This is a genomic window from Pseudomonas soli (assembly GCF_900110655.1).
Classification (GTDB): Bacteria; Pseudomonadota; Gammaproteobacteria; order Pseudomonadales; family Pseudomonadaceae; genus Aquipseudomonas; species Aquipseudomonas soli.
This window is the reverse complement of record NZ_FOEQ01000004.1, coordinates 343,332-368,936: the sequence shown is the minus strand read 5'-3', so window position 1 is coordinate 368,936 and position 25,605 is coordinate 343,332. Positions and strand designations below refer to the sequence as shown.

Annotated in this window: 24 protein-coding genes and 1 pseudogene; 15 read left to right on the top strand and 10 right to left on the bottom strand. The window is 63.9% G+C overall.

The window, feature by feature from the left end:
• Positions 1–131: 131 nt before the first annotated feature.
• On the bottom strand, positions 132–884 hold the full coding sequence (locus BMY03_RS12685) for a methyltransferase domain-containing protein (RefSeq protein WP_094011243.1): 753 nt from the start codon (positions 882–884) through the stop codon (positions 132–134).
• 96 nt (positions 885–980) lie between these two features.
• Here BMY03_RS12685 and BMY03_RS12680 point away from each other — a divergent pair, with 96 nt between their 5' ends.
• The 3 genes from BMY03_RS12680 to BMY03_RS12670 all read left to right on the top strand — a co-directional run bounded on the left by BMY03_RS12680 (position 981) and on the right by BMY03_RS12670 (position 3,649).
• Positions 981–1,646, top strand: a complete 666-nt coding sequence (locus BMY03_RS12680) for a class I SAM-dependent methyltransferase (protein WP_094011242.1) — start codon at positions 981–983, stop codon at positions 1,644–1,646.
• A gap of 297 nt (positions 1,647–1,943) precedes the next feature.
• Positions 1,944–3,248: an MFS transporter gene (locus BMY03_RS12675; protein ID WP_094011241.1), complete on the top strand. Its 1,305-nt coding sequence runs from the start codon at positions 1,944–1,946 to the stop codon at positions 3,246–3,248.
• Between the two features lie 92 nt (positions 3,249–3,340).
• Positions 3,341–3,649 (top strand): hypothetical protein, encoded by a 309-nt coding sequence (locus BMY03_RS12670; RefSeq protein ID WP_094011240.1) that lies wholly within the window; start codon positions 3,341–3,343, stop codon positions 3,647–3,649.
• A gap of 19 nt (positions 3,650–3,668) precedes the next feature.
• Here BMY03_RS12670 and BMY03_RS12665 read toward each other — a convergent pair whose 3' ends face one another.
• On the bottom strand, positions 3,669–4,601 hold the full coding sequence (locus tag BMY03_RS12665; RefSeq protein ID WP_038706042.1) for a LysR family transcriptional regulator: 933 nt from the start codon (positions 4,599–4,601) through the stop codon (positions 3,669–3,671).
• Positions 4,602–4,716: 115 nt separating this feature from the next.
• Here BMY03_RS12665 and BMY03_RS12660 point away from each other — a divergent pair, with 115 nt between their 5' ends.
• On the top strand, positions 4,717–4,962 hold the full coding sequence (locus BMY03_RS12660; RefSeq protein ID WP_023631737.1) for a DUF2790 domain-containing protein: 246 nt from the start codon (positions 4,717–4,719) through the stop codon (positions 4,960–4,962).
• Between the two features lie 100 nt (positions 4,963–5,062).
• Positions 5,063–6,367: pseudogene (locus BMY03_RS12655) on the top strand (MFS transporter).
• Between the two features lie 6 nt (positions 6,368–6,373).
• On the opposite strand, the gene BMY03_RS12650 reads toward BMY03_RS12655, so the two are convergent.
• Positions 6,374–7,069 carry a tRNA (adenine(22)-N(1))-methyltransferase gene (locus BMY03_RS12650; protein WP_280513813.1) on the bottom strand — a complete coding sequence of 232 codons (696 nt, stop codon included), beginning with the start codon at positions 7,067–7,069 and terminating at the stop codon, positions 6,374–6,376.
• A gap of 168 nt (positions 7,070–7,237) precedes the next feature.
• Here BMY03_RS12650 and BMY03_RS12645 point away from each other — a divergent pair, with 168 nt between their 5' ends.
• Positions 7,238–7,618, top strand: coding sequence for a RidA family protein (locus tag BMY03_RS12645; RefSeq protein WP_046855763.1), 381 nt, complete (start codon positions 7,238–7,240; stop codon positions 7,616–7,618).
• Positions 7,619–7,712: 94 nt separating this feature from the next.
• Here BMY03_RS12645 and BMY03_RS12640 read toward each other — a convergent pair whose 3' ends face one another.
• Positions 7,713–8,564 carry an RHS repeat-associated core domain-containing protein gene (locus tag BMY03_RS12640; protein WP_094011238.1) on the bottom strand — a complete coding sequence of 284 codons (852 nt, stop codon included), beginning with the start codon at positions 8,562–8,564 and terminating at the stop codon, positions 7,713–7,715.
• 199 nt (positions 8,565–8,763) lie between these two features.
• Here BMY03_RS12640 and BMY03_RS12635 point away from each other — a divergent pair, with 199 nt between their 5' ends.
• Positions 8,764–10,764 carry a peptidase U32 family protein gene (locus BMY03_RS12635; RefSeq protein WP_094011237.1) on the top strand — a complete coding sequence of 667 codons (2,001 nt, stop codon included), beginning with the start codon at positions 8,764–8,766 and terminating at the stop codon, positions 10,762–10,764.
• An 83-nt stretch (positions 10,765–10,847) separates the two neighbouring features.
• On the top strand, positions 10,848–11,738 hold the full coding sequence (locus tag BMY03_RS12630; protein ID WP_094011236.1) for a universal stress protein: 891 nt from the start codon (positions 10,848–10,850) through the stop codon (positions 11,736–11,738).
• A 73-nt stretch (positions 11,739–11,811) separates the two neighbouring features.
• Here the strand turns inward: BMY03_RS12630 and BMY03_RS12625 are convergent, their stop codons facing one another.
• The 3 genes from BMY03_RS12625 to ptrR all read right to left on the bottom strand — a co-directional run bounded on the left by BMY03_RS12625 (position 11,812) and on the right by ptrR (position 14,045).
• Complete coding sequence (locus BMY03_RS12625) at positions 11,812–12,333, bottom strand: acyloxyacyl hydrolase (protein ID WP_031314880.1); 522 nt, start codon at positions 12,331–12,333, stop codon at positions 11,812–11,814.
• Positions 12,334–12,624: 291 nt separating this feature from the next.
• A complete protein-coding gene (locus tag BMY03_RS12620; protein WP_023629989.1) occupies positions 12,625–13,068 on the bottom strand; it encodes a hypothetical protein in 444 nt (147 codons plus the stop codon).
• A 101-nt stretch (positions 13,069–13,169) separates the two neighbouring features.
• Entirely contained in the window at positions 13,170–14,045 is an 876-nt protein-coding gene (ptrR, locus tag BMY03_RS12615) for a putrescine utilization regulator PtrR (protein WP_094011262.1), read from the bottom strand.
• Between the two features lie 105 nt (positions 14,046–14,150).
• Here ptrR and BMY03_RS12610 point away from each other — a divergent pair, with 105 nt between their 5' ends.
• Positions 14,151–15,536: an aldehyde dehydrogenase family protein gene (locus BMY03_RS12610; RefSeq protein WP_094011235.1), complete on the top strand. Its 1,386-nt coding sequence runs from the start codon at positions 14,151–14,153 to the stop codon at positions 15,534–15,536.
• A gap of 87 nt (positions 15,537–15,623) precedes the next feature.
• Here BMY03_RS12610 and BMY03_RS12605 read toward each other — a convergent pair whose 3' ends face one another.
• On the bottom strand, positions 15,624–16,520 hold the full coding sequence (locus tag BMY03_RS12605; protein ID WP_023631636.1) for a helix-turn-helix domain-containing protein: 897 nt from the start codon (positions 16,518–16,520) through the stop codon (positions 15,624–15,626).
• A gap of 163 nt (positions 16,521–16,683) precedes the next feature.
• Between BMY03_RS12605 and BMY03_RS12600 the strand changes: the two genes are divergently transcribed.
• From BMY03_RS12600 to BMY03_RS12575, 6 genes are all read left to right on the top strand, one after another.
• The gene (locus BMY03_RS12600; RefSeq protein WP_028689491.1) at positions 16,684–18,042 is read left to right on the top strand and encodes a glutamine synthetase family protein; all 1,359 of its coding nucleotides are present in this window, start codon (positions 16,684–16,686) and stop codon (positions 18,040–18,042) included.
• Positions 18,043–18,111: 69 nt separating this feature from the next.
• Positions 18,112–19,200, top strand: coding sequence for a polyamine ABC transporter substrate-binding protein (locus BMY03_RS12595; RefSeq protein ID WP_023631637.1), 1,089 nt, complete (start codon positions 18,112–18,114; stop codon positions 19,198–19,200).
• A gap of 13 nt (positions 19,201–19,213) precedes the next feature.
• Complete coding sequence (locus BMY03_RS12590) at positions 19,214–20,509, top strand: NAD(P)/FAD-dependent oxidoreductase (protein WP_094011234.1); 1,296 nt, start codon at positions 19,214–19,216, stop codon at positions 20,507–20,509.
• Between the two features lie 130 nt (positions 20,510–20,639).
• Positions 20,640–21,317 carry a DUF3313 domain-containing protein gene (locus tag BMY03_RS12585; RefSeq protein WP_094011261.1) on the top strand — a complete coding sequence of 226 codons (678 nt, stop codon included), beginning with the start codon at positions 20,640–20,642 and terminating at the stop codon, positions 21,315–21,317.
• Positions 21,318–21,579: 262 nt separating this feature from the next.
• The gene (locus BMY03_RS12580; protein ID WP_094011233.1) at positions 21,580–22,173 is read left to right on the top strand and encodes a DUF1842 domain-containing protein; all 594 of its coding nucleotides are present in this window, start codon (positions 21,580–21,582) and stop codon (positions 22,171–22,173) included.
• 19 nt (positions 22,174–22,192) lie between these two features.
• Positions 22,193–22,648: a DUF1842 domain-containing protein gene (locus BMY03_RS12575; RefSeq protein WP_023631249.1), complete on the top strand. Its 456-nt coding sequence runs from the start codon at positions 22,193–22,195 to the stop codon at positions 22,646–22,648.
• A 71-nt stretch (positions 22,649–22,719) separates the two neighbouring features.
• Here BMY03_RS12575 and BMY03_RS12570 read toward each other — a convergent pair whose 3' ends face one another.
• The gene (locus BMY03_RS12570; RefSeq protein WP_094011232.1) at positions 22,720–24,027 is read right to left on the bottom strand and encodes a serine/threonine transporter; all 1,308 of its coding nucleotides are present in this window, start codon (positions 24,025–24,027) and stop codon (positions 22,720–22,722) included.
• Between the two features lie 114 nt (positions 24,028–24,141).
• Positions 24,142–25,518, bottom strand: coding sequence for an L-serine ammonia-lyase (locus BMY03_RS12565; protein WP_094011231.1), 1,377 nt, complete (start codon positions 25,516–25,518; stop codon positions 24,142–24,144).
• Positions 25,519–25,605 lie beyond the last annotated feature (87 nt).

Here is a 25,605-nt window from a genome sequence, read left to right as displayed (position 1 = left end):
AGAGCAAGAGCAAGAGCAAGAGCAAGAGCAAGAAGTACAGATTTTTTGCTTGGAAATTTAATATTAAAAAATATTTCAGTCACCACATTAACTCAACACCACATACACCTCGCGCAAGTTAACTACATGACTCACCGCTTGCGCGCACAAATACCGAAGGCGACATCGCCGATATAGATATCCTGCGACCGTCGCCGCTCGACATCCAACCGCGCCTGCAATGTGTCGATCCCAACCTGCCGCGCCGTGGCCACGCCATTGGCGATGATCCGCGGCAGGCAAGCGCGGATGATCTCACCCAGCGGGTAGGCGTTGTCGGGCGTCTGCACCAGGCATTCGGCACGCAGGTCCTCGACCGTCAGCCCCGCCTCGCTGAACACACGGTGCAGGTTGAAGCCGATCTGCAGGTCCGCCCCCTCATGGGCAAGCATGCGCCTCAACCATTGCTGGGCCTTGTGGTGCAACGGGAATGACGCCTGGCTCGGCGCGGCCATGCTGCCATCATGCTCCTGGAAGATCATCAGCCCGCCAGGCAGCAGGTGCCGAGCCAACGCGCGCAATGCCTTGACCGGATCCGCCTGGTACATCAGCACCCGCCGTCCGACGATGGCGTCGAACAACCCCAGGGTCGCGGGCAACGCGCACAGTTCGGCAGCCACGAACTCAGGTACCGCCGCCCCTTTGCGGCTTTCACGCTGGCGCGCGATCTCCAGGGCGCCAGCCGCCCGGTCGATACCCACCACCGCGCCGTCGTCACCTACCAGGCCGGCCAGCAGCCAGCTAACATCGCCACTGCCACACCCGACATCGAGCACGCGCATGCCGGGGCCGATACCCGCGTCAACCAGCAGGCGCGTGGTGAAATCCGCTTTCGCAAGTGCCATGCCATGCTCCTTCCCAGAAGCGCCAGTGTGCAGAGCAAAGGGGCACGCGCACAAGACTGGTTTATGCTACAGCCACCCTAGACCCCGAGCATTACCATGGTTACCGACCCACAGCTGGACAGCTGGCAGCACAACGCCCAGGCCTGGATCGAAGCCGTTCGCTCCGGCGCCATCGAGTCCCGCCGCCAGGTCACCGATCAGGCGATACTCCTGGCCGTGCTCGGCCGCCAGCCCTGTCGGGTGCTGGATATGGGCTGCGGCGAGGGTTGGCTGCTCCGTGCATTGGCCGCAAGGGGCATCGAAGCGGTCGGAGTGGATGGCGATGCGACCCTGGTCGCCGCCGCACGGGAAGCGGGTTCGGCGCAGGTCCACCTGGCCAGCTACGAACAAGTGATCGCAGGCGTGCCGGGCATCGGCCACGATCATGAGCTGATCTGCGCCAACTTCTCCCTGCTGCAGCAAGACATCATTCCCCTGCTCATCACCATGCGGGATCTGCTGCGGCCCGACGGCACACTGCTGATCCAGACACTGCACCCCTGGACGGCAGCCGCCGGCATTTACCAGGATGGCTGGCGCGAGGAGTCATTCGTCGGGTTCGCCGGCGACTGGCGCCCGATGCCATGGTACTTCCGCACCCTCGGCAGCTGGCTGAAGGCACTGGAGCTGGCGGGTTTCAACCTGGTCGAACTGCAGGAGCCGCAACATCCGCAGAGCCAGGTGCCGCAATCCCTGCTGCTGGTCGCGCGCAACACAGCCTGACCCCTGCGGCCTCTCGTCGCAGCCTTTTCCCTCTTGGCAAATCCTGTACAGGCCTTAAAATCCCGCCTCCTTTTCGCCCGTCGCCCCAACCGGTGGCAAGCCCCCGCAAAGACCGCGTCCGTGCCTCACACATCGCGCATGTGCCACAGGCTCAACCGCCCCGCCAGGCCTTCACCCAACAGGCCCCGCGGTTGACTCTTGCCAAGCTCGCATCCCGCCCAGGCCGCACTGTACGTCGCTGTCCGCCACGTGCAGCCGAAAAGGTGCTTCTGAGCTCTTTTCAACCTTGAGGTAACTATGTCTGTGCGTTTGCTGGCGATGGCGCTGGCACCCCTGCTCGGCCTGTTCATCATTGCCCTGGGCAATGGCGTGCTGTCTTCCCTGACCACCCTGCGCCTGGGCGCCGCCGGCGAATCGGCGACCATGATCGGCGTGGTGTCGTCGGCCTACTTCATCGGCCTGACCCTGGGCGCGATCTTCAACGACCGGCTGATCTTGCGCATCGGCCACATCCGCGCCTACAGCAGTTTCGCCGCCTTGATCGGCGCGACTATCCTGCTGCAAGGCCTGTTCTACGACACCACCTGGTGGTTCGTACTGCGGCTGATCAACGGCTGGGCGGCGGTCGGCGTGTTCCTGGTGATCGAGAGTTGGCTGCTGCTGGCCGGTGACGCGAAGATCCGTGGGCGCCTGCTGGCGCTGTACATGATCGCCTTCTATGGCGCGGGGGTAATCGCCCAGGCCGCCTTGGGCGAGGTCACTGGCTGGGGCGAGACCGCGCCGTTCATGGTCGCCGGCATGCTCGCCACGCTGTCGGTGCTGCCGATCGTGATCCTGCCCCGGGTATCGCCACTGCTGGATCAGGTCGAGCCGCTCAAACCGCGGCAACTGTTGGGCGTGGCGCCGACCGGGCTGGTCGGCTGCTTCGGCTCGGGGGTCGCCATCGCCGGCATCTATGCCTTGCTGCCGCTGTACCTGCAACGCATCGGCCTGGACGTCGGCGAGACCGGCGACATGATGGCCTGGGTGATCCTCGGTGCCATGCTGCTGCAATATCCGGTCGGGCGCTGGTCCGACCGCAAGGATCGGCAGGACGTGCTGATCGCCCTGGCCGCCCTGTGTACCGTGCTATCGGTTTTGATCGTGCTGCTGCCAGCCGACACCGTGCTGCTGCCGGCGCTGCTATTCCTGCTCGGCGGCGGCGTGTTCGCGCTGTACCCGGTGGCTGTCAGTAGCGCCGCCGACCGCGCTCCGGCCGATGCGCTGGTGCCGATGATCCAGGGGCTGCTGCTGATCAACTCGCTGGGCTCGGCCATGGCCCCGCTGGCCATTTCGCCGATGATGACCGCCTACGGCGAAGTCGGGCTGTTCTGGGCCTTCGCCGTGATCAACCTGGTCATGGTCGGGTTCTTCTTGTGGCGTCGCGGCAAGCGCCCGGCACCGGAGCACCCGGCGCCGTTCGCGCCGACCGCCACCTTCTCGCCGACCGGCGCGGAGCTGCGGGTGACCGAAGACCTGATGCACGCGGCGCAGGAGCACCCGACGCTGGAAGCGATGGATGTCATGCCGGGCCAACAGGCGCCTCGTCCTGACGCCCACTGACGCCTGACGCCAAGGACCGTCCGTCGCTTGACGGGCACCTTGGCGCCGCCGTGATAGCCCAACCATGACAGTCATCCGACAGGAGATTCACCATGGTCAATCCACGTCCCCTCGCCTTGCTGCTGGCCCTGATGCTGGGCAGCACCGCCACCCTCACTCTCGCGGCCACCGACATGAACGGGAGCGGCACGCACAAAGAGCACACTTCCGAGCAGGGCAAGACCGCCGGTGAAGGCAGCAGCGTAAACACCCCCGGTGGCAAGGATAACGACAGCAGTGACACCGGTACCGACTCTGACGCCGCCGACGGTGCCGCTGGCGGCTCCAACAGTACCGGCGAAGCCACCGGCAGCGGCGCCGGGGCTTCAGGTGGCAGCGCCGAAGATCAGGACAGCCGGTGACCCGCGAAGCGAACGGCCTTCACCGCCAGTATCGAGGCTCGTCCACCACGCGCTGGTGCTCGGCAAACAACAACGGCAGCTGCTCCTTGAGAAAGTCCAGCCAGGTACGCACCTTGGCATCCAGGTAATGCCGTGACGGATAGATCGCATAGATCTCGCGCTGGCGCAGCCGATGCGGCGCCAGCAACCGACACAAGCGCCCCTCCTGCATGGCCTGACTCGCCGAGTAGTAGGGCAGCAGGCCGACCCCCATGCCCAACTCGGTGGCCTTGAGCATGGCGTCCGCGACGTTGGTGAGGAAAGTGTCCTGGGGCACGATCACGCAATTGTCGGGTTGGCCTTCGAACGACCAGTCCTCCTCGAACAGCGGGTCCACGGTGCGCAAGCAGACGTGTCTGTGCAAATCCTCGGGGCGCTCGGGTATACCGTGGCGGGCAAGGTAATCCGGGGAGGCGCACAGGATGCTGTGGATGCTACCCAGCGGGATGGCGATCAGTTGCGAGTCAGGCAGGCCCTGGCCGATGGTGATTACTACGTCATGCCCCTCGGCCAGCGGGTCTGGGTTGCGCTGCGACAGGGTCAGTTCCATCACCACTTCCGGGCATGTGGCGTTGTAGCGCGCCACCAGCGGCATCATCAACAGCCCCAGGCCATGGGTACAGTGGAAGCGCAGGCGGCCACGGGGCGTGAGATGGGCGCCGCGCGCCTCGTCCACCGCCTCTTCGGTGAGCAGCATGATCTGCCGGGTGCGCTCGAGAAAGCGCTCGCCCGCCTCGCTCATGCGCAGGCGCCGGGTGGTGCGGTGCAACAGGCGGGTCTGCAGCTGATTCTCGAGCTCGGCGACGATTCGCGACACCTGCGCGGCGGAAATATCCAGGGCCTGGGCCGCGCCGGCGAAACTGCCGCACTCCACTACCCGGGCGAAGGTTCGCATCGCATGCAGCATGTCCATGGGCAGGCACTCTCATTCATACATGAAAGGCAGGAATCTATCACGGGATAGCCCATTTATTGTGAAACACAAATGAATGGATCATTAGCTATCCGCAATAAATGAGGTACCTGTCATGAAACGTTCGATTGCCCTGCTCGCCCTCAGCGCCACCCTCGCCTCGTTCGGCGCCTTCGCCGACAACAGCTCCAGCACCTACGAATACGGCATGCCGCTGGACATCGCCAAGGTCGTTTCGATTACTCCGGCCAGCAACGACGCCGATTGCCAGGTCGGCACCGCGCACATGGTCTACGTCGACCACCAGGGCCAGACCCACGAAGTCGACTACCGCCAGATGGGCCAGTGCTCGCAGCTGTAACCCCGTGGCAAAAATACCAGCCATCTTGCTGAAAGTGCATTTGCCCGCCTGACACGGCGCCGCATGATCTGCCGGGACAACAACAAGAACGTCCCGGACCATGAATACGATCGATACCTCCACGGCCCCGTCCGTGCGCGCCTGCGACGCAACTCACGCCCGCATCACCTGGCGGCTGATGCCACTGCTGCTGGTGTGCTACCTGTTCGCCCACCTGGACCGCATCAACATCGGCTTCGCCAAGATGCAGATGAGCGCCGACCTGGGCTTTTCCGACACGGTCTACGGCCTGGGCGCCGGCCTGTTCTTCATCGCCTATGCGCTGTTCGGCGTGCCCAGCAACCTGGCCCTGGAGCGGGTCGGCCCGCGGCGCTGGATCGCCACCTTGATGGTGGTCTGGGGGCTGTTGTCGACTGCCATGATGTGGGTGCAGGACGACGCCGGGTTCTATGCCTTGCGCTTCTTGCTGGGCGTGGCCGAGGCCGGTTTCTTCCCCGGCATCCTCGTAGTGCTCAATCGCTGGTATCCGGCCCGGCGCCGTGCCCAGATCACGGCGTTGTTCGCCATCGCCGTGCCCTTGGCCGGGGTGGTCGGCGGGCCGTTGTCCGGCGGCATCCTGCAGGCGTTTCACGACCAGGGTGGCATGTGGGGCTGGCAGTGGATGTTCTTGATCGAGGGGCTGCCGGTGGTGTTGCTCGGGCTGGTGGTGCTCAAGGCCCTGCCGGACAACTTCGAGCAGGTGGCTTGACTAACCGCCGATCAGAAGCGTGCAATGCGCGAGGAAATGGCCCTCGAGGAACGGCACAAGCCGATCGACTCGATGCGCGGGCTGCTGGGCGACGCCCATGTCTGGTTGCTGGTGGCGATCTATTTCGCGGTGATGCTGGCAGTCAACACCCTGGCTTTCTGGATGCCCAGCCTGATTCACGGCGCCGGCATCGGCAGCGATGGCCAGGTCGGCCTGCTCAGCGCCATCCCTTATCTGGCCGGATGCCTGTTCATGCTCGGCTGCGGCCGCTCGTCCGACCGTCACCGCGAACGCCGCTGGCATCTGTGCGGGCCGTTACTGATGGCCGCCGCCGGCATCGCCCTGGCCGGATGGGCGCCGGACGACGCCTTGCTGGTGATGAGCGGGCTGGTGGTCGCGGGCATGGGCGCCAGCGCCGCGCTGCCGATGTTCTGGCAACTGCCGCCGGCCTTCCTGGCGGGCGGCGCCCAGGCCGCCGGTATCGCCATGATCAGCTCGTTCGGCAGTATCGCCTCGTTCGCCGCGCCTTACCTGATCGGCTGGATGCGCGACAGCACCGCCAACCCGGGCCTGGCCTTGCAGGTACTGGCCGTGGCCATCGTAATGGGCGCCGTGCTGGTGCTGAAGGTGCCAGCCAGCGTAGTCAATCCAAGGTGAGGCGCTTCACGCCAGCAACTCGGTAATCCACTGCGCCTGACGGGTGATATCGCGCACCTTTTCCTCGGGCACTGGCTGGCGCGCCCGGGCGAAATTGGCCAGGGTCTGGTGTTTCTGGCGCAACATGCGTTGCCACTTGAACAGGAACGCCGGGCTGCGCGCCTGCATCAGCAGTGGGCCGAAGTACAGCTGCTCGGCGCTGTAGCTGACCGACTCGGTACGTTCGGCGACGATGACTTCATAGTCGAAACGGTTTTCCCGCAGCACTTCCTCGCAGACGATCCGATAGCCGTTGTCCATCAGCCACTGGCGCAGGGCCTGTTCACCGCCGTTGGGTTGCAGGATCAACCGCTCGTGGCCGCCCAGGTGTTGCCTGCCGGCTTCGAGAATGTCGCGAATGGTCTCGCCGCCCATGCCGCAGATACTGACTGCGGTGATGCCATCATTTGGCTCGATGGCTGCCAGGCCACTGGCATGGCGCACGGTGATGCGGTCTTCCAGGCCGTTGTCGCGCACGGTGCGCTGCGCGGCCTGGTACGGCGTCAGCGCCACTTCGCCGGCCACGGCCGCGATAATCGCGCCCCGACGCGCCAGCGCCACCGGCAGGTAGCCATGGTCCGAGCCGATATCGGCCAGTCGCGCGCCCGCCGGCACATGGGCTGCCACGCGCTCCAGGCGCATGGACAATGTGTGTTCGTTCAACAAAAGCCTCTTTTCACCACCAGGGCCCGGCGCCTGTGGCCGGGTGGAGCGCGATTCTGCCGGTCCCGGCCAGGTATTTCAAATGCCCGCGACCGACCGTCCTGCCTCGACCTGCCCTGCCCGCTCGCGTAGGCTTGGCGGTTTCCTTCCGTTGCAAGGCGAAACCTCATGGCACACAGCGACATCATCTACACCCCCGACCCGGACGCCGACTCGATCTCCTCGGACGTTGCCGAGTACAACGGCATCCTGGTCAGCACCCAGATCCCCGTGCAGGCCGACGGCAGCCTCGAGCTGGGCGACATCACCACCCAGTGCGAATGTACCCTGCAGGCTTTGAAAGTTGCCCTGGAGCGCGCCGGCAGCTCGATGGACCGGGTGTTGCACCTGACCATCTACCTGACTGACATGGCTGACCGGGCGGCGTTCAACGAGGTGTACCAGCGGTTCTTCAAAAAACCATGGCCGGTGCGGGCTGCAGTGGGTGTGGCTTCCCTGGCGTTTGAGGGAATGCGGGTCGAGGTAACGGCGATGGCGGCCAAGGGCTGAGGTGCGCCAGTTCCCGCAGCGTAGTCTGCTCGGCTTCGACTGCGGGGATGACCATAATCAAGGATCCATCTGGAACGGTTACTTACTGACAAACTCAGGTTTCATCACCCCCGCTACCATGATTAACCAAGAGTTGATCCGGCCCGCCCAAACGCCTGATTTCTATGTTTTTCGCTCGAGTAAGATACCCGTCATACTTCTTCCCTATCCCCTTGACAGATTTATCAGAATAATACGAAATCGCTGCAGCAAATACACCACCCATGAGTATCGCGGACTTTTGCTCATCCGAAATGTTTTTATTCTGGCCTCCAGCGCGCGCGTCATTATACGAAGCCGCCAAACTACTATAAGCCGCTAAGTAAGCCCCCGCACTTGTCGCTGCCGCCACGCCAAGCTTTAACACATCCCACTTCGAAACGTCCGGCAAACTACTAGCGTCCTCCGGAGAATTTTTAATCAGTCGATTTTTGACCACAGCGTATTCAACTATACTCATTGTCGATTCTATATGCTTTGGCAGTCTAGTAGCCGTCGACGCTTCCATGATGGGCAAGGCAAATTGCAAATTCTTCACTTCAAACAACCACGACCAAGTCGAAGTAGCAGTCGAATCCAGAGCAGGTGTCACGCTTGAAACAGTGGGGGCTCTCCCATCACGATCATGATAATTTACCGGATCTCCCTGACAGTAGGCATAGGTATTTATCCCGCCTTTGCCGAACGGACTCAACCGGTCAGATGAGCAGAAACGCATCAACCGCGGATTGAAAACCCGATGCCCGTTTCCCAGGTGATAAGTACCTGTCCCCGGTTCGCGCATCTGCCCGCAATAAGCCAATCGATGTCCGATTACCAGGGTCAACGCCCCATAGGGCGGATAGGCCCTGGTATCGCCAAGCACTGACAGCTGTCTGTCGGCCCTGCTCAGATGTGTGTGAACCATGGCGCCCTCGCGGCCGGTCGGTATCGTTTGACGTTAACAGCGATGCGCCGTGGGCAACACTGACAGAATTACCAGGTGTACTGCGCTATCGAACCCGGTAGTCGCACCTGGCCAGGCGGATTCATCAGTTAAAGATGCTGCCACTCCATTTCACCGCTACAATGCCCGCCTTACCGTGACAGCCCGAACCTATAACGACATGTCCCTTCCAAAGCACCACCTGGAACTGCTCAGCCCTGCCCGTGACGTGAGCATCGCCCGCGAGGCGATCCTGCACGGCGCCGACGCCATCTATATCGGCGGCCCGAGCTTCGGCGCGCGCCACAACGCCTGCAACGAGGTCAGCGACATCGCCGAGCTGGTCGAGTTCGCCCGGCGCTACCATGCCCGCGTGTTCACCACCATCAATACCATCCTCCACGACAACGAGCTGGAGCCAGCACGCAAGCTGATCCACCAGCTATACGATGCCGGTGTCGATGCACTGATCGTGCAGGACCTGGGGGTGATGGAGCTGGATATCCCGCCGATCGAGCTGCATGCCAGCACCCAAACCGATATCCGCACCCTGGAGCGGGCCAAGTTCCTCGACCAGGCCGGCTTTTCCCAGCTGGTGCTGGCCCGCGAGCTGAACCTGCAGCAGATCCGCAGCATCGCCGCCGAGACCGACGCCGCCATCGAGTTCTTCATCCATGGCGCGCTGTGCGTGGCCTTCTCCGGCCAATGCAACATCTCCCACGCCCAGACCGGGCGTAGTGCGAATCGCGGCGATTGCTCCCAGGCCTGCCGCCTGCCGTATACCCTCAAGGACGACCAGGGACGCGTGGTCGCTTTCGAGAAGCACCTGCTGTCGATGAAGGACAACAACCAGACCGCCAACCTGCGCGACCTGGTCGATGCCGGTGTGCGCTCGTTCAAGATCGAAGGTCGTTACAAGGACATGGGCTATGTGAAGAACATCACCGCCCACTACCGCAAGGAACTCGACGCCATCCTCGAGGACCGCCCCGAGCTGGCTCGCGCCTCCAGTGGCCGCACCGAACACTTCTTCGTGCCGGATCCGGACAAAACCTTCCACCGTGGCAGCACCGACTACTTCGTCAGCGACCGCAAGATCGACATCGGCGCCTTCGACTCTCCAACCTTCACTGGCCTGCCAGTGGGTGTGGTCGAGAAAGTCGGCAAGCGCGACCTGCTTGTGACCACCGATGTCCCGCTGACCAACGGCGACGGCCTCAACGTGCTGGTCAAACGCGAGGTGGTGGGCTTCCGCGCCAACATCGCCGAGCTGAGAAGCGAATCCGAGGAGGACGGCCAGAAGCGCTACCGCTACCGAGTCGAGCCCAACGAGATGCCCGAGGGCTTGTACAAGCTCCGCCCAAACCATCCGCTTTCGCGCAACCTCGACCACAACTGGCAACAGGCGTTGCAGCGTACGTCGTCAGAGCGCCGGGTGGCTGTCGAATGGCATGCCGTGCTGCGTGAGCAGCGTTTGCTGCTGACCCTCGGCAGCGAGGAAGGGGTCAGCGTGCAGGTCGCGCTGGACGGTCCGTTCGGTACCGCCAACAAGCCGGAACAGGCGCTCGAGCAACTGCACGACCTGCTCGGCCAGTTGGGCACCACGATGTACCACGCCGACGCCATCGAAATCGATGCGCCCCAGGCGTTCTTCATTCCCAACTCGCAGCTCAAGGCGCTGCGTCGCGAGGCCATCGAGGCACTGACAGAAGCGCGGATCAAGGCCCATCCCCGTGGCGGGCGCAAGGCCGAGACCACGCCACCGCCGGTGTACCCAGAGTCGCACCTGTCGTTCCTGGCCAACGTCTACAACCAGAAGGCCCGTGACTTCTACCACCGCCACGGCGTGCAGTTGATCGACGCCGCCTACGAGGCTCATGAAGAACACGGCGAAGTGCCGGTGATGATCACCAAGCACTGCCTGCGCTTCTCCTTCAACCTGTGCCCCAAGCAGGCCAAGGGTGTGACCGGCGTGCGCACCAAGGTGGCGCCGATGCAACTGATCCAGGGCGATGAAGTGCTCACCCTGAAGTTCGACTGCAAACCCTGCGAGATGCATGTGATCGGCAAGATGAAGAGCCATATCATCGACCTGCCGACCCCAGGTAGCGCGGTGGCCCAGGTGGTCGGACACATCAGCCCGGAAGACCTACTCAAGACCATCCCGCGCGCGCCGCACTGAGGCATGACCCGTCGTCGCTCCAGCGGACGTCACCGGCGGCGGGTCTAGACTGAACAGGGGGCAGCCACACGTGGAGGTGTGAGATGAGCCAGTTCAAGCGATTGTTGGTCATGCTCGGCCCGCAGATGCGCCATACGCCTGCCCTGCAGCGCGCCGCGGCGCTGGCCGAGTCCAGTGGGGCCCTGCTGGACCTCAACGTTTTCGTCGACGATATCGACACCTTCGGCCTGATGAGCGACAGCCGTGAGCGCGAGCGCCTGCTCGAGGACAACCGCCAATGGCTGGCCGACGAGGCCGAGCAACTGCGTAATGCCGGCCTGGATGTCTCTACCGAACTGCTGCTGAGCCGTGATCCACTGGGCAGCGTGCTTGAACAGGTCGAGCGGCTGGGCTGCGACCTGCTGGTCAAGGACGTGCAGCACGAACCCATCCTCAAGCGCCTGCTGGTCACTCCGCTGGACTGGCAACTGCTCAAGGACAGCCCGGTGGCGGTGCACCTGGTCAGCGATATCCGCCTGCCCCTGCCCCGACAGATCGCCGCGGCGGTCGACCTCAACAGCCATGGCGCCGGCGAGCACCTGGACGATGCGGTATTCCGCAGCGCTCATGCCCTGGCCCTGCAGTGCAACGCTGAGCTGCATCTGTTGCATGTGTGCGATGCGACCAGGAGCCATATCGCCGACTTTGGCGCCGGCACCGTGACCATGCCCGGCTTCGACACCAGCCTGCGCACGGCCCAGCGCGCGGCATTCAACCGCCTGGGCGATCACTACCAGATCGACCTGGAACGCCGCCACTTCCTCGAAGGGCCGGCGGTCAAGGCGATCACCCACTACATCGCCACCCATCGGGTCGATGTGATCGTCATGGGTAACCACCGTCACGATGCGTTGCAGGCGTTTCTCGGTGGCACCACAGCGCATGTGTTGGAGCATCCGCTGTGTAATGTGCTGGCGATAAAGGCTGTGCGCTGAATGCCATCGTGGGGCAAACCTGCTCCCACACTGCGGGAGCAGGCTCGCCCTACAATCAGTAGCCTGGGGGAACTCAGAACGCCTTGCTGTAGAACAGCGAGTACGACTCGATCCCGTCGTTTGGCTGTTTAAGCCCGGCATTGGAATAATGAATGGCGCGAATGCCGACCTTCTGCTCCGCCGGCAACTTGAGGCCAAAACCGATCCGGTCCTCGAAGTTCACCGACGAGCCCAGGCGCTGGTCGCCCACGTCGGTCTTGGAGAACGCCGCCAGGCCGATACCCGCCTCGATGAACGGGGTGTAGGTGAAGCCACTGAACTCATAGACGAACACCGGGCTGATCGACAGCGAGTGGGCCCCACTGGCCTCACCGCCTTCCCAGTAGGTGTAGGCTGCATCCCAGTATCCGGTCAGATGACCGGTGCCGCTCTCAAGCCATTTCTTGTCCCAGTCGAAGGACAGGCCGATGCGGTAGGTCATGTCGCCCTGGCCAGTAGCACCCACGGCAGCCGACACCTGCGCGGCCTGGGCCAGGTTGGCGCCGGCGAACGCCAGCACGGCCGCGGCCAACGTTGTGGCGAGACGGGTTTTCATCAATGACTTTCTCCTGATGGTCTTCACGGGCAGGGCCGCGAAATGCGCGTCCCTGCGTCAATGGAGGCTAAGCCTCTCGTTCTTCCTGCGTTGGCAACCCCAGACTATACAAGGGTTACAAGCGGTAATACTTCTTTGATTATTGCCAGAATGTACTGAGAGTGGGAAGTGATTTGCCACTATTGGCTAAGGGACATTAGGCGCTTGCCATTGGTGCAGCCATATTCCGCCTCCTCGTGCTCTACCAGCTATCAACCTTGCCTGGGCGTCACTCGCCCTGGGACAGGAACCTTACCGCCAGTTGAGATCAACCCGCGCCGGTGCCTTGCCGTCCACCAGCACCTGCTGCTGCACCGTCTGGCCCTCGGCATTGCCGACCACACGGTATTGCCCAGGGGGCAATTGCACGAAGATCAACGGGCCGACATCCTGCAACATCAGTACTGACTGCCCTTGGACCGACTGTATATCCACCGTGGCACCACTCTGAAACTTGCCTTCGGCACCGGTCGAGAGGGTGATGTGCAGATCGTAGCCGGGGGTGCGGCGCAGGGCATCGGCTTCATCCTGGCCGATACCGCCCTGCAGATAACGTATGCCGTTCTGTTGCTGGGGCTGCAATTGCACGCCCTGCGGATCGATGGGGGTATTCAGGCCGGTGGCCGCTGCGAGGCTCCAAGGCATGGCCAGTGTCAGCAACAGCGCGGCGCAAAGGCCGTAATGATGAGTGCGCATGGTGCATTCCTCCCTCCACGGGATGGTCTACACAGTTTGGAGCGCTTTCCGCGGCTCGGGTTCGCCTGTCGACGCACCGTTAATCCGGGTGACGCTGCCCTTCAAGCCGAGGGCAGCTCACGACGTTCTTCGAGCAACTTGATGAACATGCTCAAGCTGCGCGACACCGTGCCCCGCCGCCACACCAGCCAAGTCTTGAGATAGCGGAAGTCCTCGGCCATCGGCCAGGCACTGACCGTGCTGCACCCCGGCATGTTGTCGAGCATGCTGCGCGGCAGCATCGCCAGGCCTGCGCCTGCACTGACGCAGGCGAGCATGCCGTGGTAAGACTCCATCTCGTGGATCTTGCCCGGCACCGCCTGGTCATGGACGAACCAGCTTTCGAAGTGGTGGCGGTACGAGCAGTTGGCGCGAAAAGCGTAGATGCTCGAGCCATTGACGTCACGGGCACGGGTCACGGGCGGGTGGTTGAGCGGCGCGATGACCATCATCTCCTCCTCGAACACCGGCATGCCTTCCAGCGTCGGGTGCAGCACCGGTCCATCGACGAAAGCCGCCACCAGGCGCCCGGACAACACCCCTTCGAGCATGGTCCCCGACGGCCCGGTGGACAGGTCCAGGTCGACCTTCGGATAACGCTGGTTGTAGGCCGCCAGCAAGGCCGGGATACGTACTGCGGCAGTGCTTTCCAGCGAACCAAGGGCAAAAGTGCCCTGCGGGTCCTCCCCCGCCACGGTCAGGCGCGCCTCGTGTACCAGGTCGAGGATACGCCGGGTGTACTCGAGGAAGTTCCAGCCGGCCGGCGACAGGCGCAGGCGGCTCTTCTCACGGATGAACAGCTCGACGCCCAGGTCCTCCTCCAATTGCTTGATACGGGTGGTCAGGTTCGACGGCACCCGATGGATCTGCTGGGCGGCGGCGCTGATGCTGCCGTGCTCGGCCACGGCCTTGAACATCTCGAGTTGCACCAGGTCCACAGTCATTCTCCAAACGTGAATGTTTCGCTCATTATTATTCAGTTTTCATTAAAGCGCGCCACCACTAGTCTGCGCTCACCCCATCAGAACAATGAGAGTCCTGCCATGAGCGAGATCAGCAGCCTGACCCACGCCATCTCCGTCGACCCCTACAGCGGCGAACGGATCGGCCATTACGCCTTCGACACCGACGCCGCACTGGACGCGGCGCTGCAACGCGCCAAGGCAGGCTACAGCCAGTGGCGCCAAGTGTCGCTGGGTCAGCGCAGCGAGTACCTGGTCGCGCTCGGGCAGGCCCTGCAGGCCAACGCCGAGGCCTTCGCGCAGATGATCGCCCGCGAGATCGGCAAGCCGATCAGCCAGGCCCGCGGTGAAGTCAGCAAGTGTGTCGGCCTGTGCCAGTGGTACGCCGAACATGGCCCGGCCATGCTGGCGCCGGAGCCGACCCAGATCGACAAGGCCCGTATCGAATACCGACCGCTGGGCCCGATCCTCGCCGTGATGCCGTGGAACTTCCCGGTCTGGCAAGTGCTGCGCGGCGCGGTGCCGGCGCTGCTGGCGGGCAACACCTACGTGCTCAAGCACGCGCCCAACGTGATGGGCAGCGCCTACCTGCTGGCCGACCTGTTCAAACGCGCCGGTCTGCCTGAAGGCGTGTTCGAGGTGCTCAATGTCACTCCGGACGGCGTCACCCGCGCCATCAACGACCCGCGCATCGCCGCCATCACCCTGACCGGCAGCGTGCGCGCCGGCATGGCCATCGGTGCGCAAGCGGGCGCGGCGCTGAAGAAGTGCGTGCTGGAGCTGGGCGGCTCCGATCCGTTCATCGTACTGGCCGATGCCGACCTCGATGCCGCGGTGAAGGCCGCCGTGATCGGCCGCTACCAGAACACCGGCCAGGTCTGCGCCGCCGCCAAGCGCCTGATTGTCGAAGAAGGCATTGTCGAGGCGTTCACCCACAAGTTCGTCGAGGCCACCCGTGCGTTGACCATGGGCAATCCGCTGGACGACGCCACCTACATCGGCCCGATGGCCCGCTACGACCTGCGCGATGAACTCGACGGCCAGGTCCAGGCAACCCTCGCCGAAGGCGCCACCCTGCTGCTGGGGGGTAAGAAGGTCGAAGGCGCGGCCAACTTCTACGAGCCGACCGTATTCGCCGACGTCACCCCGGACATGACCGCCTTCAAGCAGGAGCTGTTCGGGCCGGTGGCGGCGATCATCAGCGCCCGCGACGCCGACCACGCCGTGGCGCTGGCCAACGACAGCGAATTCGGCCTGGCCGCAACCATCTACACCGCCGACTATGCCTTGGCCGAGCGCATGACCGCCGCGCTGGACACCGGCGGCGTGTTCATCAACGGTTACTGCGCATCCGACCCCCGTGTGGCGTTCGGTGGCGTGAAGAAAAGTGGCTTTGGCCGCGAGCTGTCGCACTTCGGCGTGCGCGAGTTCACCAATGCCCAGACGGTATGGCTGGATCGCAACTGATCTGCCAGCTTGCCCCTGCAACCAGGCAGGGGCAAGCAAGCTGAGGCAACGGGCGCAGATTTTCACCCACGAAGGGCTCGACTTCCATCAGCTCTTGCAGCGCCGAAGCGTCTCGCTCGGCAGTTCGCGAAACAGCTGCCGGTAGCTTTCGGAAAACCGCCCCAGGTGCCAGAACGACCAGCGCATCGCCACCTCGGCCACGGTTGCGTCACCCACCAGCAGGTCACGCCGCGCGCCGTTCAGGCGACGCAGGCGCAACCAATGCGCCGGTGGCAGGTTGGTGAAACCCTTGAAGGCTTGCTGCAACTGACGCACGGAAACCCCGGCGACCTTGGCCAGCTGCAGCAGGTTGAGGGTTTCGTCAGGGCAGTCGGCGGCCCACTCGCTGACCCGACGCATGATCGCCCGCTCCTCGTCGCGCCGCCCCAGCGCATCCCCCTGCAGATGCTGCCCGGCGTTGTCGAGGATGAACAGGCAGTCCTCCAGCAACTGCTCGCGCAACGCCCCGCCCTCCAGCGGGCAATCGGCCTGGCCCAGCTGGGTGAGCGTGGCACTCAGCCAGTTGCCGAACAAGGCGTTCTGCTGGCAGGTCAACGGCACCATGAACAAGCCGCGCAGGCGTTCCAGGTCGAGGCCGTGGCTGGCCAAAAACGGCTGCTCGAACACCACCGCCACCTCCTGGTAGTTCTCCGGGGTGATCCAGATATTGCGGCTGTCTTCATTGAGCAGGTAGAGGCTGTTTTCGCTGCGGTCGAAGCAGAACGCCAGGGCGCCGCTGGGGGCGCGAAAGAACTGCTCGACCCGGGTGTTCAGGCGCTCTTCGTACACCTCCACGCCATCAAGGCCCAGCCAGCGCAACTGACCGTTGAAATGCCCGGGGGACATCTGTCGGTATTGCTGCTGCCAGCCGGGGGTGGCGCGGGTCTGTTCGGTCACATCGGTGGTGCGGTAATGCTGGACCTGCAAGGCGGTTGGCGTTGTCACGCGCTGTCCTAGTTGCACTCTTTTGGTGCATTCGTTGCCGAAGAAAGTGGATAGATCGCCCTGGGGCGCAGCGACCAAGATAGTCCTCAGCGTCACCTGTGGGAAGTGCCCTCGGCACTCAACGCCTTGCGTCCCACCACAACTACCCAACCAAGAGGTTTGTATGAACGCCCCCTTCGATCAGCTGTCCACCTGGCTGAAAGAACACCGGATCACCGAAGTCGAATGCGTGATCAGCGACCTGACCGGCATCGCTCGCGGCAAGATCGCCCCGACCGCCAAGTTCCTCCACGAGCGCGGCATGCGCCTGCCCGAAAGCGTGCTGCTGCAGACTGTCACTGGCGACTATGTCGATGACGACATCTACTACAGCCTGCTCGACGCCGCCGACATCGACATGGTCTGCCGCCCCGACCCCACGGCGGTGTACCAGATCCCCTGGGCCATCGAACCGACCGCGATCGTCATCCACGACACCTTCGACAAGCAGGGCAACCCGATCGAGCTGTCGCCGCGCAACGTGCTGAAGAAAGTCCTCAAGCTGTATGCCGACAAGGGCTGGCAGCCGATCGTCGCGCCGGAGATGGAGTTCTACCTGACCCAGCGCTGCGAGGACCCTGACCTGCCGCTGCAAGTGCCGCTGGGCCGTTCGGGCCGCGCCGAAAGTGGCCGTCAGTCGTTTTCCATCGATGCCGCCAACGAATTCGACCCGTTGTTCGAGGACGTCTACGACTGGTGCGAAATCCAGGGCCTGGACCTCGACACGCTGATCCATGAAGACGGCCCGGCGCAGATGGAGATCAACTTCCGCCACGGCGACGCTCTGGACCTGGCCGACCAGATCACCGTATTCAAGCGCACGATGCGCGAGGCGGCGCTCAAGCACAACGTCACCGCCACCTTCATGGCCAAGCCGATCACCGACGAGCCGGGCAGCGCCATGCACCTGCACCAGAGCGTGGTCGACATCGCAACCGGCAAGCCGATCTTCGCCAATGACGACGGCAGCATGAGCGAGCTGTTCCTGCACCATATCGGCGGCCTGCAGAAGTACATCCCCAAGCTGCTGCCGATGTTCGCGCCGAACGTCAACTCGTTCCGCCGCTTCCTGCCCGACACCTCGGCGCCGGTGAACGTCGAATGGGGTGAGGAAAACCGTACCGCCGGCCTGCGCGTGCCAACCTCGAGCCCCGAAGCGATGCGCGTGGAAAACCGTTTGCCCGGCGCCGACGCCAACCCCTACCTGGCCATCGCCGCGAGCCTGTTGTGCGGTTACATCGGCATGGTCGAGAAACTCGAGCCCAGCGCCCCGGTACAGGGCCGCGCCTATGAGCGGCGCAACCTGCGCCTGCCGATCACCATCGAGGACGCGTTGCAGCACATGGAAGACTGCGAAAAGGTGCAGCAGTACCTCGGGCAGCAGTTCGTCCAGGGCTACGTCGCGGTCAAGCGCGCCGAACACGAGAACTTCAAGCGCGTGATCAGCTCGTGGGAGCGCGAATTCCTGCTGCTCAGCGTGTGATCCGCTTTGGGGCTGCACAGCAGCCCCTACACCACCGAACTCCAAGAACAAGACCAACGAGGTGTCGACATGCGTCATCCGCAAGCTTTGATCCCCGCAACCTTCGCCCTGCTGTTCGGCGCAGCCGTCCAGGCCCAGCCGACGGTGAGCGTGTACAACTGGACCGACTATATCGGTGACACCACCCTGGCCGACTTCCAGGCCAGCAGCGGGATCAAGGTGGTCTATGACGTGTTCGACTCCAACGAAACCCTGGAGGGCAAGCTGCTTGCCGGGCGCACCGGCTACGACGTGGTCGTGCCCTCCAACCATTTCCTCGCGCGCCAGGCCCAGGCCGGCGCGTTCCTGCCGCTGGACCGCAGCAAGCTGCCGAACTGGCGGCACCTGGACCCGAAACTGCTCAAGCAATTGGAGCAGAACGACCCGGGCAACCAGTACGCCGTACCGTACCTCTGGGGGACCAACGGCATCGGCTACAACGTCGACAAGGTCAAGGCGGTGCTGGGCATCGACAGGATCGACTCCTGGGCCGTGCTGTTCGAAGCCGAGAACCTGAAGAAGCTCAAGCAGTGCGGCGTGGCGTTCATGGACTCGCCCGACGAGCTCTACCCCGCCATGCTCAACTACCTGGGAATGAACCCGCGCAGCGAGAAGGCCGATGACTACAAAAAAGCCGAGGCCCGCCTGCTGGAGCTGCGCCCGTACATCACCTACTTCCATTCCTCCAAGTACGTATCGGACCTGGCCAATGGCGATGTCTGCATCGCCTTCGGCTACTCCGGCGACGTACTGCAGGCCGCGCACCGCGCCGAAGAGGCCGGCAACGGCGTCAAGGTCGCCTACAGCATTCCCAAGGAAGGCAGCAACCTGTGGTTCGACCTGCTGGCCATCCCCAAGGACGCCAAGAACCCCGAGCAGGCCCTGGCCTTCATCAACTACCTGCTCGACCCCAAGGTGATCGCCAAGGTCAGTGCCACGGTCGGCTATGCCAACGCCAACCCTGACGCCAAGGCCGACATGGACCCGGCGCTGGTCGACAACCCCGAGATCTACCCGCCCCAGGAGGTGCTGGACAAACTGTATGTCTCGAGCATGCAGAGCCCGCCGATCCTGCGGCAGATGACCCGCTCCTGGAGCAAGATCAAGTCCAATCGCTGAGCCGAGCACACCCATGCCTCACATGACTGAACACACTGCCTCCTACTACGCCGCCTCGGCGCGCCAGGCGGCGACCTACCCCGCGCTCGACCAGGACCTGCTGGCCGATGTCTGCGTGGTCGGCGGTGGCCTGACCGGGGTCAACGCGGCCCTGGAGCTGGCCGAACGCGGCCTCTCGGTGATCCTGCTGGAGGCTCGCCGCATCGGTTGGGGCGCCAGCGGGCGCAATGGCGGGCAACTGATCCGCGGCATCGGCCATGACGTCTCGGGCTTTGCCCGGCACGTCGGCCAGGACGGCGTGCGTTACCTCAAGCAGGCCGGGATCGACTCGGTGGCGCTGGTCGCCCGCCGTATCGCGCAATATGGCATCGACTGCGACCTGCGCTGGGGGTTCTGCGAGCTGGCCAACACCCCTGCCCAGTTCTCCGCATTCGAGGACGAGCAACGCGACCTCGCCGAACTGGGCTACCCGCACGAGACCCGCCTGGTCGGCCCTGAGCGCATGCACGAGATCGTCGCCAGCGACCTGTACGCCGGCGGCCTGGTCGACATGGGCTCGGGCCATCTGCACCCGCTCGACCTGGTCCAGGGCGAAGCCCGCGCCGCCCATGGCCTGGGAGTGCGCATCTTCGAGCAGAGCCCGGTACTGCGCATAGAACATGGCAGTACGGTCACCCTGCACACCGCCCGCGGCCAGGTGCGCGCGCAGAGCCTGGTACTCGGCTGCAACGCCCACCTTGACGAACTAGAGCCACGCTTGACTGGCAAGGTGCTGCCGGCGGGCAGCTACGTGGTGGCGACCGAGCCGCTGCCCGAAGACCTGGCGCGTACACTGATCCCGCAGAACATGGCGCTGTGCGACCAGAAAGTGGGCCTGGACTACTACCGCCTGACCGCCGACAACCGCCTGCTGTTCGGTGGCGCCTGCCACTATTCCGGCCGTGACCCCAAGGACATCGGTGCCTACATGCGGCCCAAGGTGCTCAAGGTGTTCCCGCAACTGGCCGAGGTGCGCCTGGACTACCAGTGGGGCGGCATGATCGGCATCACCGCCAACCGCTTCCCCCAGGTCGGCCGGCTCAGCCAGCACCCCAACGTGTTCTATGCCCAGGGCTACTCCGGGCATGGCCTGAACGTCACCCACTGGACCGCGAAACTGCTCGCCGAAGCCATCGCCACCGAGCAAAGCCACGGCTTCGATGTGTTCCGCGCGGTGCCGCACCTGACCTTCCCCGGCGGCAAGGCACTGCGCTCGCCGCTGCTGGCGCTGGGGATGCTGTGGTATCGCTTGCGCGAGGCGCTGGGATGACGGCCCTGTAATGCCTGTGATTCAGCGTCACTTGGGGTTACTACACAGCCCATCAAAGACCCGGAAACTGGCCTTCGGCCCACCACCTGCTAGCGTTGTTCTGGCCCCTTCCCTCATGGACCTCGTCATCATGAAGCACCTGCCTCGCACTACCCTGCTGTGCGCTGCTCTGCTGGCCCTGGTTGCCTGCTCCAGCAACCGGGTCGATCCCAAGGACTACTCCGGGTTTCTCAAGGACTACAGCCGCCTGAAGCCGGCCGAAAGCATCTCCGGGGCGCCGGTCATGCGCTGGATCGACCCGGACGTGAAGGCCAGCCAGTACACCAAGGTGTTCATCGAACCGAGCCAGTTCTACCCAAAGCCGCAGCCGACCAACGTGATCTCGGCGCAGACCCTGCAAGAGATCACCCGCTACTTCAACGAAGCGATGCGTCGCGAACTGGGCAGCGTGCTTACCCTGGTCAAGGAGCCCGGCCCGAATACCATCGTGGTGCGCCCGGCGATCACTGCGGTCTCTACCAGCACCGAAGGCCTCAAGCCCTATGAAGTGATCCCCATCGCCCTGGTCGCCGCAGCGGTCAATACCGCCGCCGGAGGCCGCGACCAGGCCGTGGACATCGCCGTGGAAGCGGCCTTCCTCGATGGCGCCAGCCAGAATGTGCTGGCCCAGGTGGTTCGCAAGGGCAGTGGCAAGGACCTGGAGAACGACACCACGCAGCTGACCCTGAACGACGTCAAACCGGTGCTCGATGGCTGGGCCAGCGACATGCGCCGCAGCTTCGTGGCCCTGCAGCAGAAAGCCAAATAAGTGACCAAATGGTCAATGCGCGACCGCCCGTCGGCCATGCTGTAAAAATGCCATCACTGCCTGGCCGGCCTGCTTAACTCAAGCGGGCTGCCAGGCAGGCGGCACCGCGTACCAGGGATGGCTGCACAAGCCGGCTGCCAACAGCTGCTCGCACCGGGCAAGCCTGTTCTCCCCGCCCGGTCTCCCACCTCCTCCGCCGCTTCGCCCGCCTGCGCCGCAATGGCTATTGGTTTTTCATTCATCGAAGGCAACGGAGGCAATCATGTCTGAATCGCTGCTCGCACCGTCGGAAGGTCTTTTCCCGGTGTCCTACCTCATTGGTACCAACGCGCCAGGTGCCCCGCGCCTGCAGCTCGACCTGCTGGTCTACACGCCAGACCGCAGCGTCAACGGCCACGCGCTGATCACCCAGACCACCAACCCACCGCTGGAGCTGGCGCTGGATGTCTGGGGCACCTATAGCTACCTCACCGTGCAGCCGCCAAGCGAAGGCAAGATCCTGCTGACGGTGCGTGGCAACCATGGCGGCCCACACGCCAACTCGCCGGAACAGTTCGAACTGCGCGCGCTGCTCGACCAGGACTGGCAGAAAGGCACGGCCAGCTACCGCTACTACAACGGCCAGCGCTGGATCGAGGTGGACAACGTACCCGTCGTGCTGGAGCTCAAGCGCATCCAGACGCTGGCGAACGTCGACCTGACGACCGAACTGCACAACGCCACCGTGGAGGCAGTGATCGCCACCGGTGATGTCGCGCAAATCAAGCATCTGACCAGCGGTGCCGTGGGCAAAGCCCTGGAACAGGCCCTCGCCTCGACCAAAAGCCCGGCCGCCAAGGCCGCCAAGAAAGCCTGAGCAGACAAGGAGAATCAGCATGTCCTTCGGACTTTTTCATACCCGCCTGAACGTCAGCAACGGGCTGCTCGGCGCACCGATCCTGACCCTCGACCTGCTGGTAAATACCGTGCAGAAGAAGGTTACAGGCAGGGCTTCCATCATCCGGGCCACGCATCCGGTTCAGGTGTTCCAGGCCAAGGTGTGGGGTGGCTACAGCGAACTGCCGTTCGCGCCTGCGGGTAGCCCGTCGATTGTCCTGCACCTGGATGGCAGCCCAAGCGGCCCACTCAGCCAGATTGCCCAGACCTTCCACCTGCAGGGTTTGCTCGACCAGGGCTGGAATGCCGGCACCGCCAGCTACCGCTACTTCATCAACGGCCATTGGGTCGACCAGCATGGCCGCGTGCGCAAGGCGCCGGACATCACCCACCAGGATCAACCGCAACCAGCGGAGCGCCTGAAGGCCGCGATCAGGCACCTGGAAAGCGTCTGATCTGAACGGTCCGCGGGGCAAGTCCTCCCCCCACGCGTTCACGTGGGAGCGGGCTTGCCCCGCGTCTTAGGTCAGGCCATGAAGCTGTAGGCGATCGCCGACAGCGTGGTCAAGCCGATCAGCACCACGAACACATTCGACAGCTTGCCCGAGTACTGGCGCAACGCTGGTACCTTCTGTACCGCGTACATCGGCATCAGGAACAGCAGGCAGGCGATCACCGGCCCACCGAGGCTCTCGATCAGCCCGAGGATGCTCGGGTTCAGGGTCGCCACCGCCCAGCAGGTCACCAGCATGAACAACGCGGTGGCGCGCTCCAGGCGCTTGGCCGGCCAGGTCTTGCCGCGCCCACGCAGGCTCTTGACGATCATGCCCTGGAAGCCTTCGCTGGCACCGATGTAGTGGCCGAGGAAAGACTTGGTGATTGCCACCAGCGCGATCAGTGGCGCGACGAAGGCGATCACCGGGGTCTGGAAGTGGTTGGCCAGGTACGACAGGATCGAGATGTTCTGCGCCTTGGCCGCAGCCAGGTCCGCCGGGCTCAGGGCCAGCACGCAGCTGAAGCAGAAGAACATCACTGTCAGCACCATCATCACATGGGCCGTGGCCAAGGTCCGGCCACTCTTGCGGTCGGCATCATGGCCATAGCGGTGCTTCTGGTCGACGGCGAAGGCCGAGATGATCGGCGAATGGTTGAACGAGAACACCATCACCGGAATCGCCAGCCACAAGGTCAGCAACAGCTTCGAGGCGCTGATGCCCTCGTTGGCCTGGGCGAAGAAAGCGCCGTTCCAGTTGGGGATCAGGCTCAGCGCCAGCAGCAGCAAGGAGGCGACGAAGGGATACACCAGCACGCTCATGGCCTTGACGATGATCTGCTGGCCGCAGCGCACCACGATCATCAACCCGCAGATCAGCAGTAATGCCAACAGCGCTCGGGGCGGCGCGCCGATGTGCAGCTGGTGCTCGAAGAAGCTGGTCAGGGTATTGGTCAATGCCACGCTGTAGACCAGCAGGATCGGGAAGATGGCGAAGAAGTACAGCAAGGTGATGAGCTTGCCGGCACCCACGCCGAAATGCTCCTCCACCACCTCGGTGATGTCCTCGTTGCCACTTTTGCGCCCGGACAGCACGAAGCGCGTCAGGGCGCGGTGGGCGAAGAAGGTCATGGGAAAGGCCAGCAGCGCCAGTATCAGCAGCGGCCAGAAGCCCCCGACCCCGGCGTTGATCGGCAGGAACAGGGTGCCGGCGCCGATCGCCGTGCCATACAGGCCCAGGGCCCAGGTAGTGTCGTGGCGGTTCCAGGTGGTCGAGCCACTGGCCGAAGCCGGGGCAGCCGAATGCGCACGAACGCTCGTGGTGCTTTGTACATCAGTCATGGGTATCGCCTTGTAGTTGTTTTTGTCGCAGGTACAGCGGGTGTTGCAGGTTCAATCAGGTTTTGCGGCACGTTGTGGGAGCACGCCCGCCCCCACGCAGTCAGCGCTTGTTTTTCAGCACTCGACGAACGCGACGGCCAGGCCGCCGCGGGAGGTTTCCTTGTAGTTGGCGTGCATGTCCGCGCCGGTATCGCGCATGGTGCGGATCACCCGGTCGAGGGAGATGAAGTGCTCGCCGTCGCCACGCAAGGCCATCTGCACGGCGTTGATGGCCTTCACCGCGGCAATCGCATTGCGCTCGATGCACGGGATCTGCACCAGCCCCCCCACCGGGTCGCAGGTCAGCCCGAGGTTGTGCTCCAGAGCGATCTCAGCGGCGTTTTCCAGTTGCGGCGGGGTCGCGCCAAGCACCTCGGCGAGCCCTGCGGCAGCCATCGAGCAGGCCGAGCCCACTTCACCCTGGCAACCGACTTCGGCGCCGGAAATCGAAGCGTTCTTCTTGCACAGGATGCCCACTGCGGCAGCGGCCAGGAGAAACGCCACCACATCGTCGTCACAGGCGCCGGGGTTGAATTTCATGTAGTAGTGCAGCACCGCCGGGATGATGCCGGCTGCGCCGTTGGTGGGCGCGGTGACCATGCGCCCGCCGGCGGCGTTCTCTTCGTTGACCGCCAGGGCGAACAGGTTGACCCACTCCATGGCGCTGAGAGTCGAGCCGATCACGTTCGGCTTGCCCACCTCCTGCAGGCTGCGGTGCAGGCGCGCCGCCCGGCGCTTGACCTTGAGCCCGCCCGGCAGGATGCCTTCGTTGCGCAGGCCGTTGTCGACGCACTCACCCATCGCCGCCCAGATCTTCAACAGGCCTTCGCGGACTTCATTTTCCGGGCGCCAGGCGCACTCGTTGGCCAGCATCAACTGACTGACGCTGAGGTTGTGGGCCTTGCACAGGGCCAGTAGTTCGGCACCGCTGGAAAACTCGTAAGGCAGTTCGACCAGGCCTTCGTCGCTCGAAGGCGCATCGATCTCAGCTTGTTCGACGATGAAGCCGCCGCCCACTGAAAAATAGGTCTGGCTGAACTGGCTGCCCTGCTCGTCGAAGCTTTCCAGGGTCATCGCATTGGGATGGTAGGCCAGGCTTTCGTCCAGCAGGCGCATGTCGCGGCTGAACTGGAAGTCGACCGGATGACTGCCGTCGAGCATCAGGCATTGCTCCTGCATCAGCTGGTCGATGCGTGGCTCGATGCTGTGCGGGTCGATCCGGTCCGGCCACTGGCCCATCAGCCCCAACAGGCAGGCACGGTCGGTGGCATGCCCGACCCCGGTGGCCGACAGCGAGCCATAAAGACGTACTTCGACCCGGCGAACCTGGGCCAGCAAGCTGCGCTCGCGCAGGGCCTGGGCAAAGGTCGCCGCGGCGCGCATGGGGCCGACGGTGTGGGAGCTGGACGGGCCGATGCCAATCTTGAAAAGGTCGAAAACACTGATAGCCATGCTAATGCCTGACCGTGGCGGCGATCTGCGACACGCCACGGCTCTCCAAAAAATTTGAGTGGTATTGCCAAGTTGCGCGATACTGCC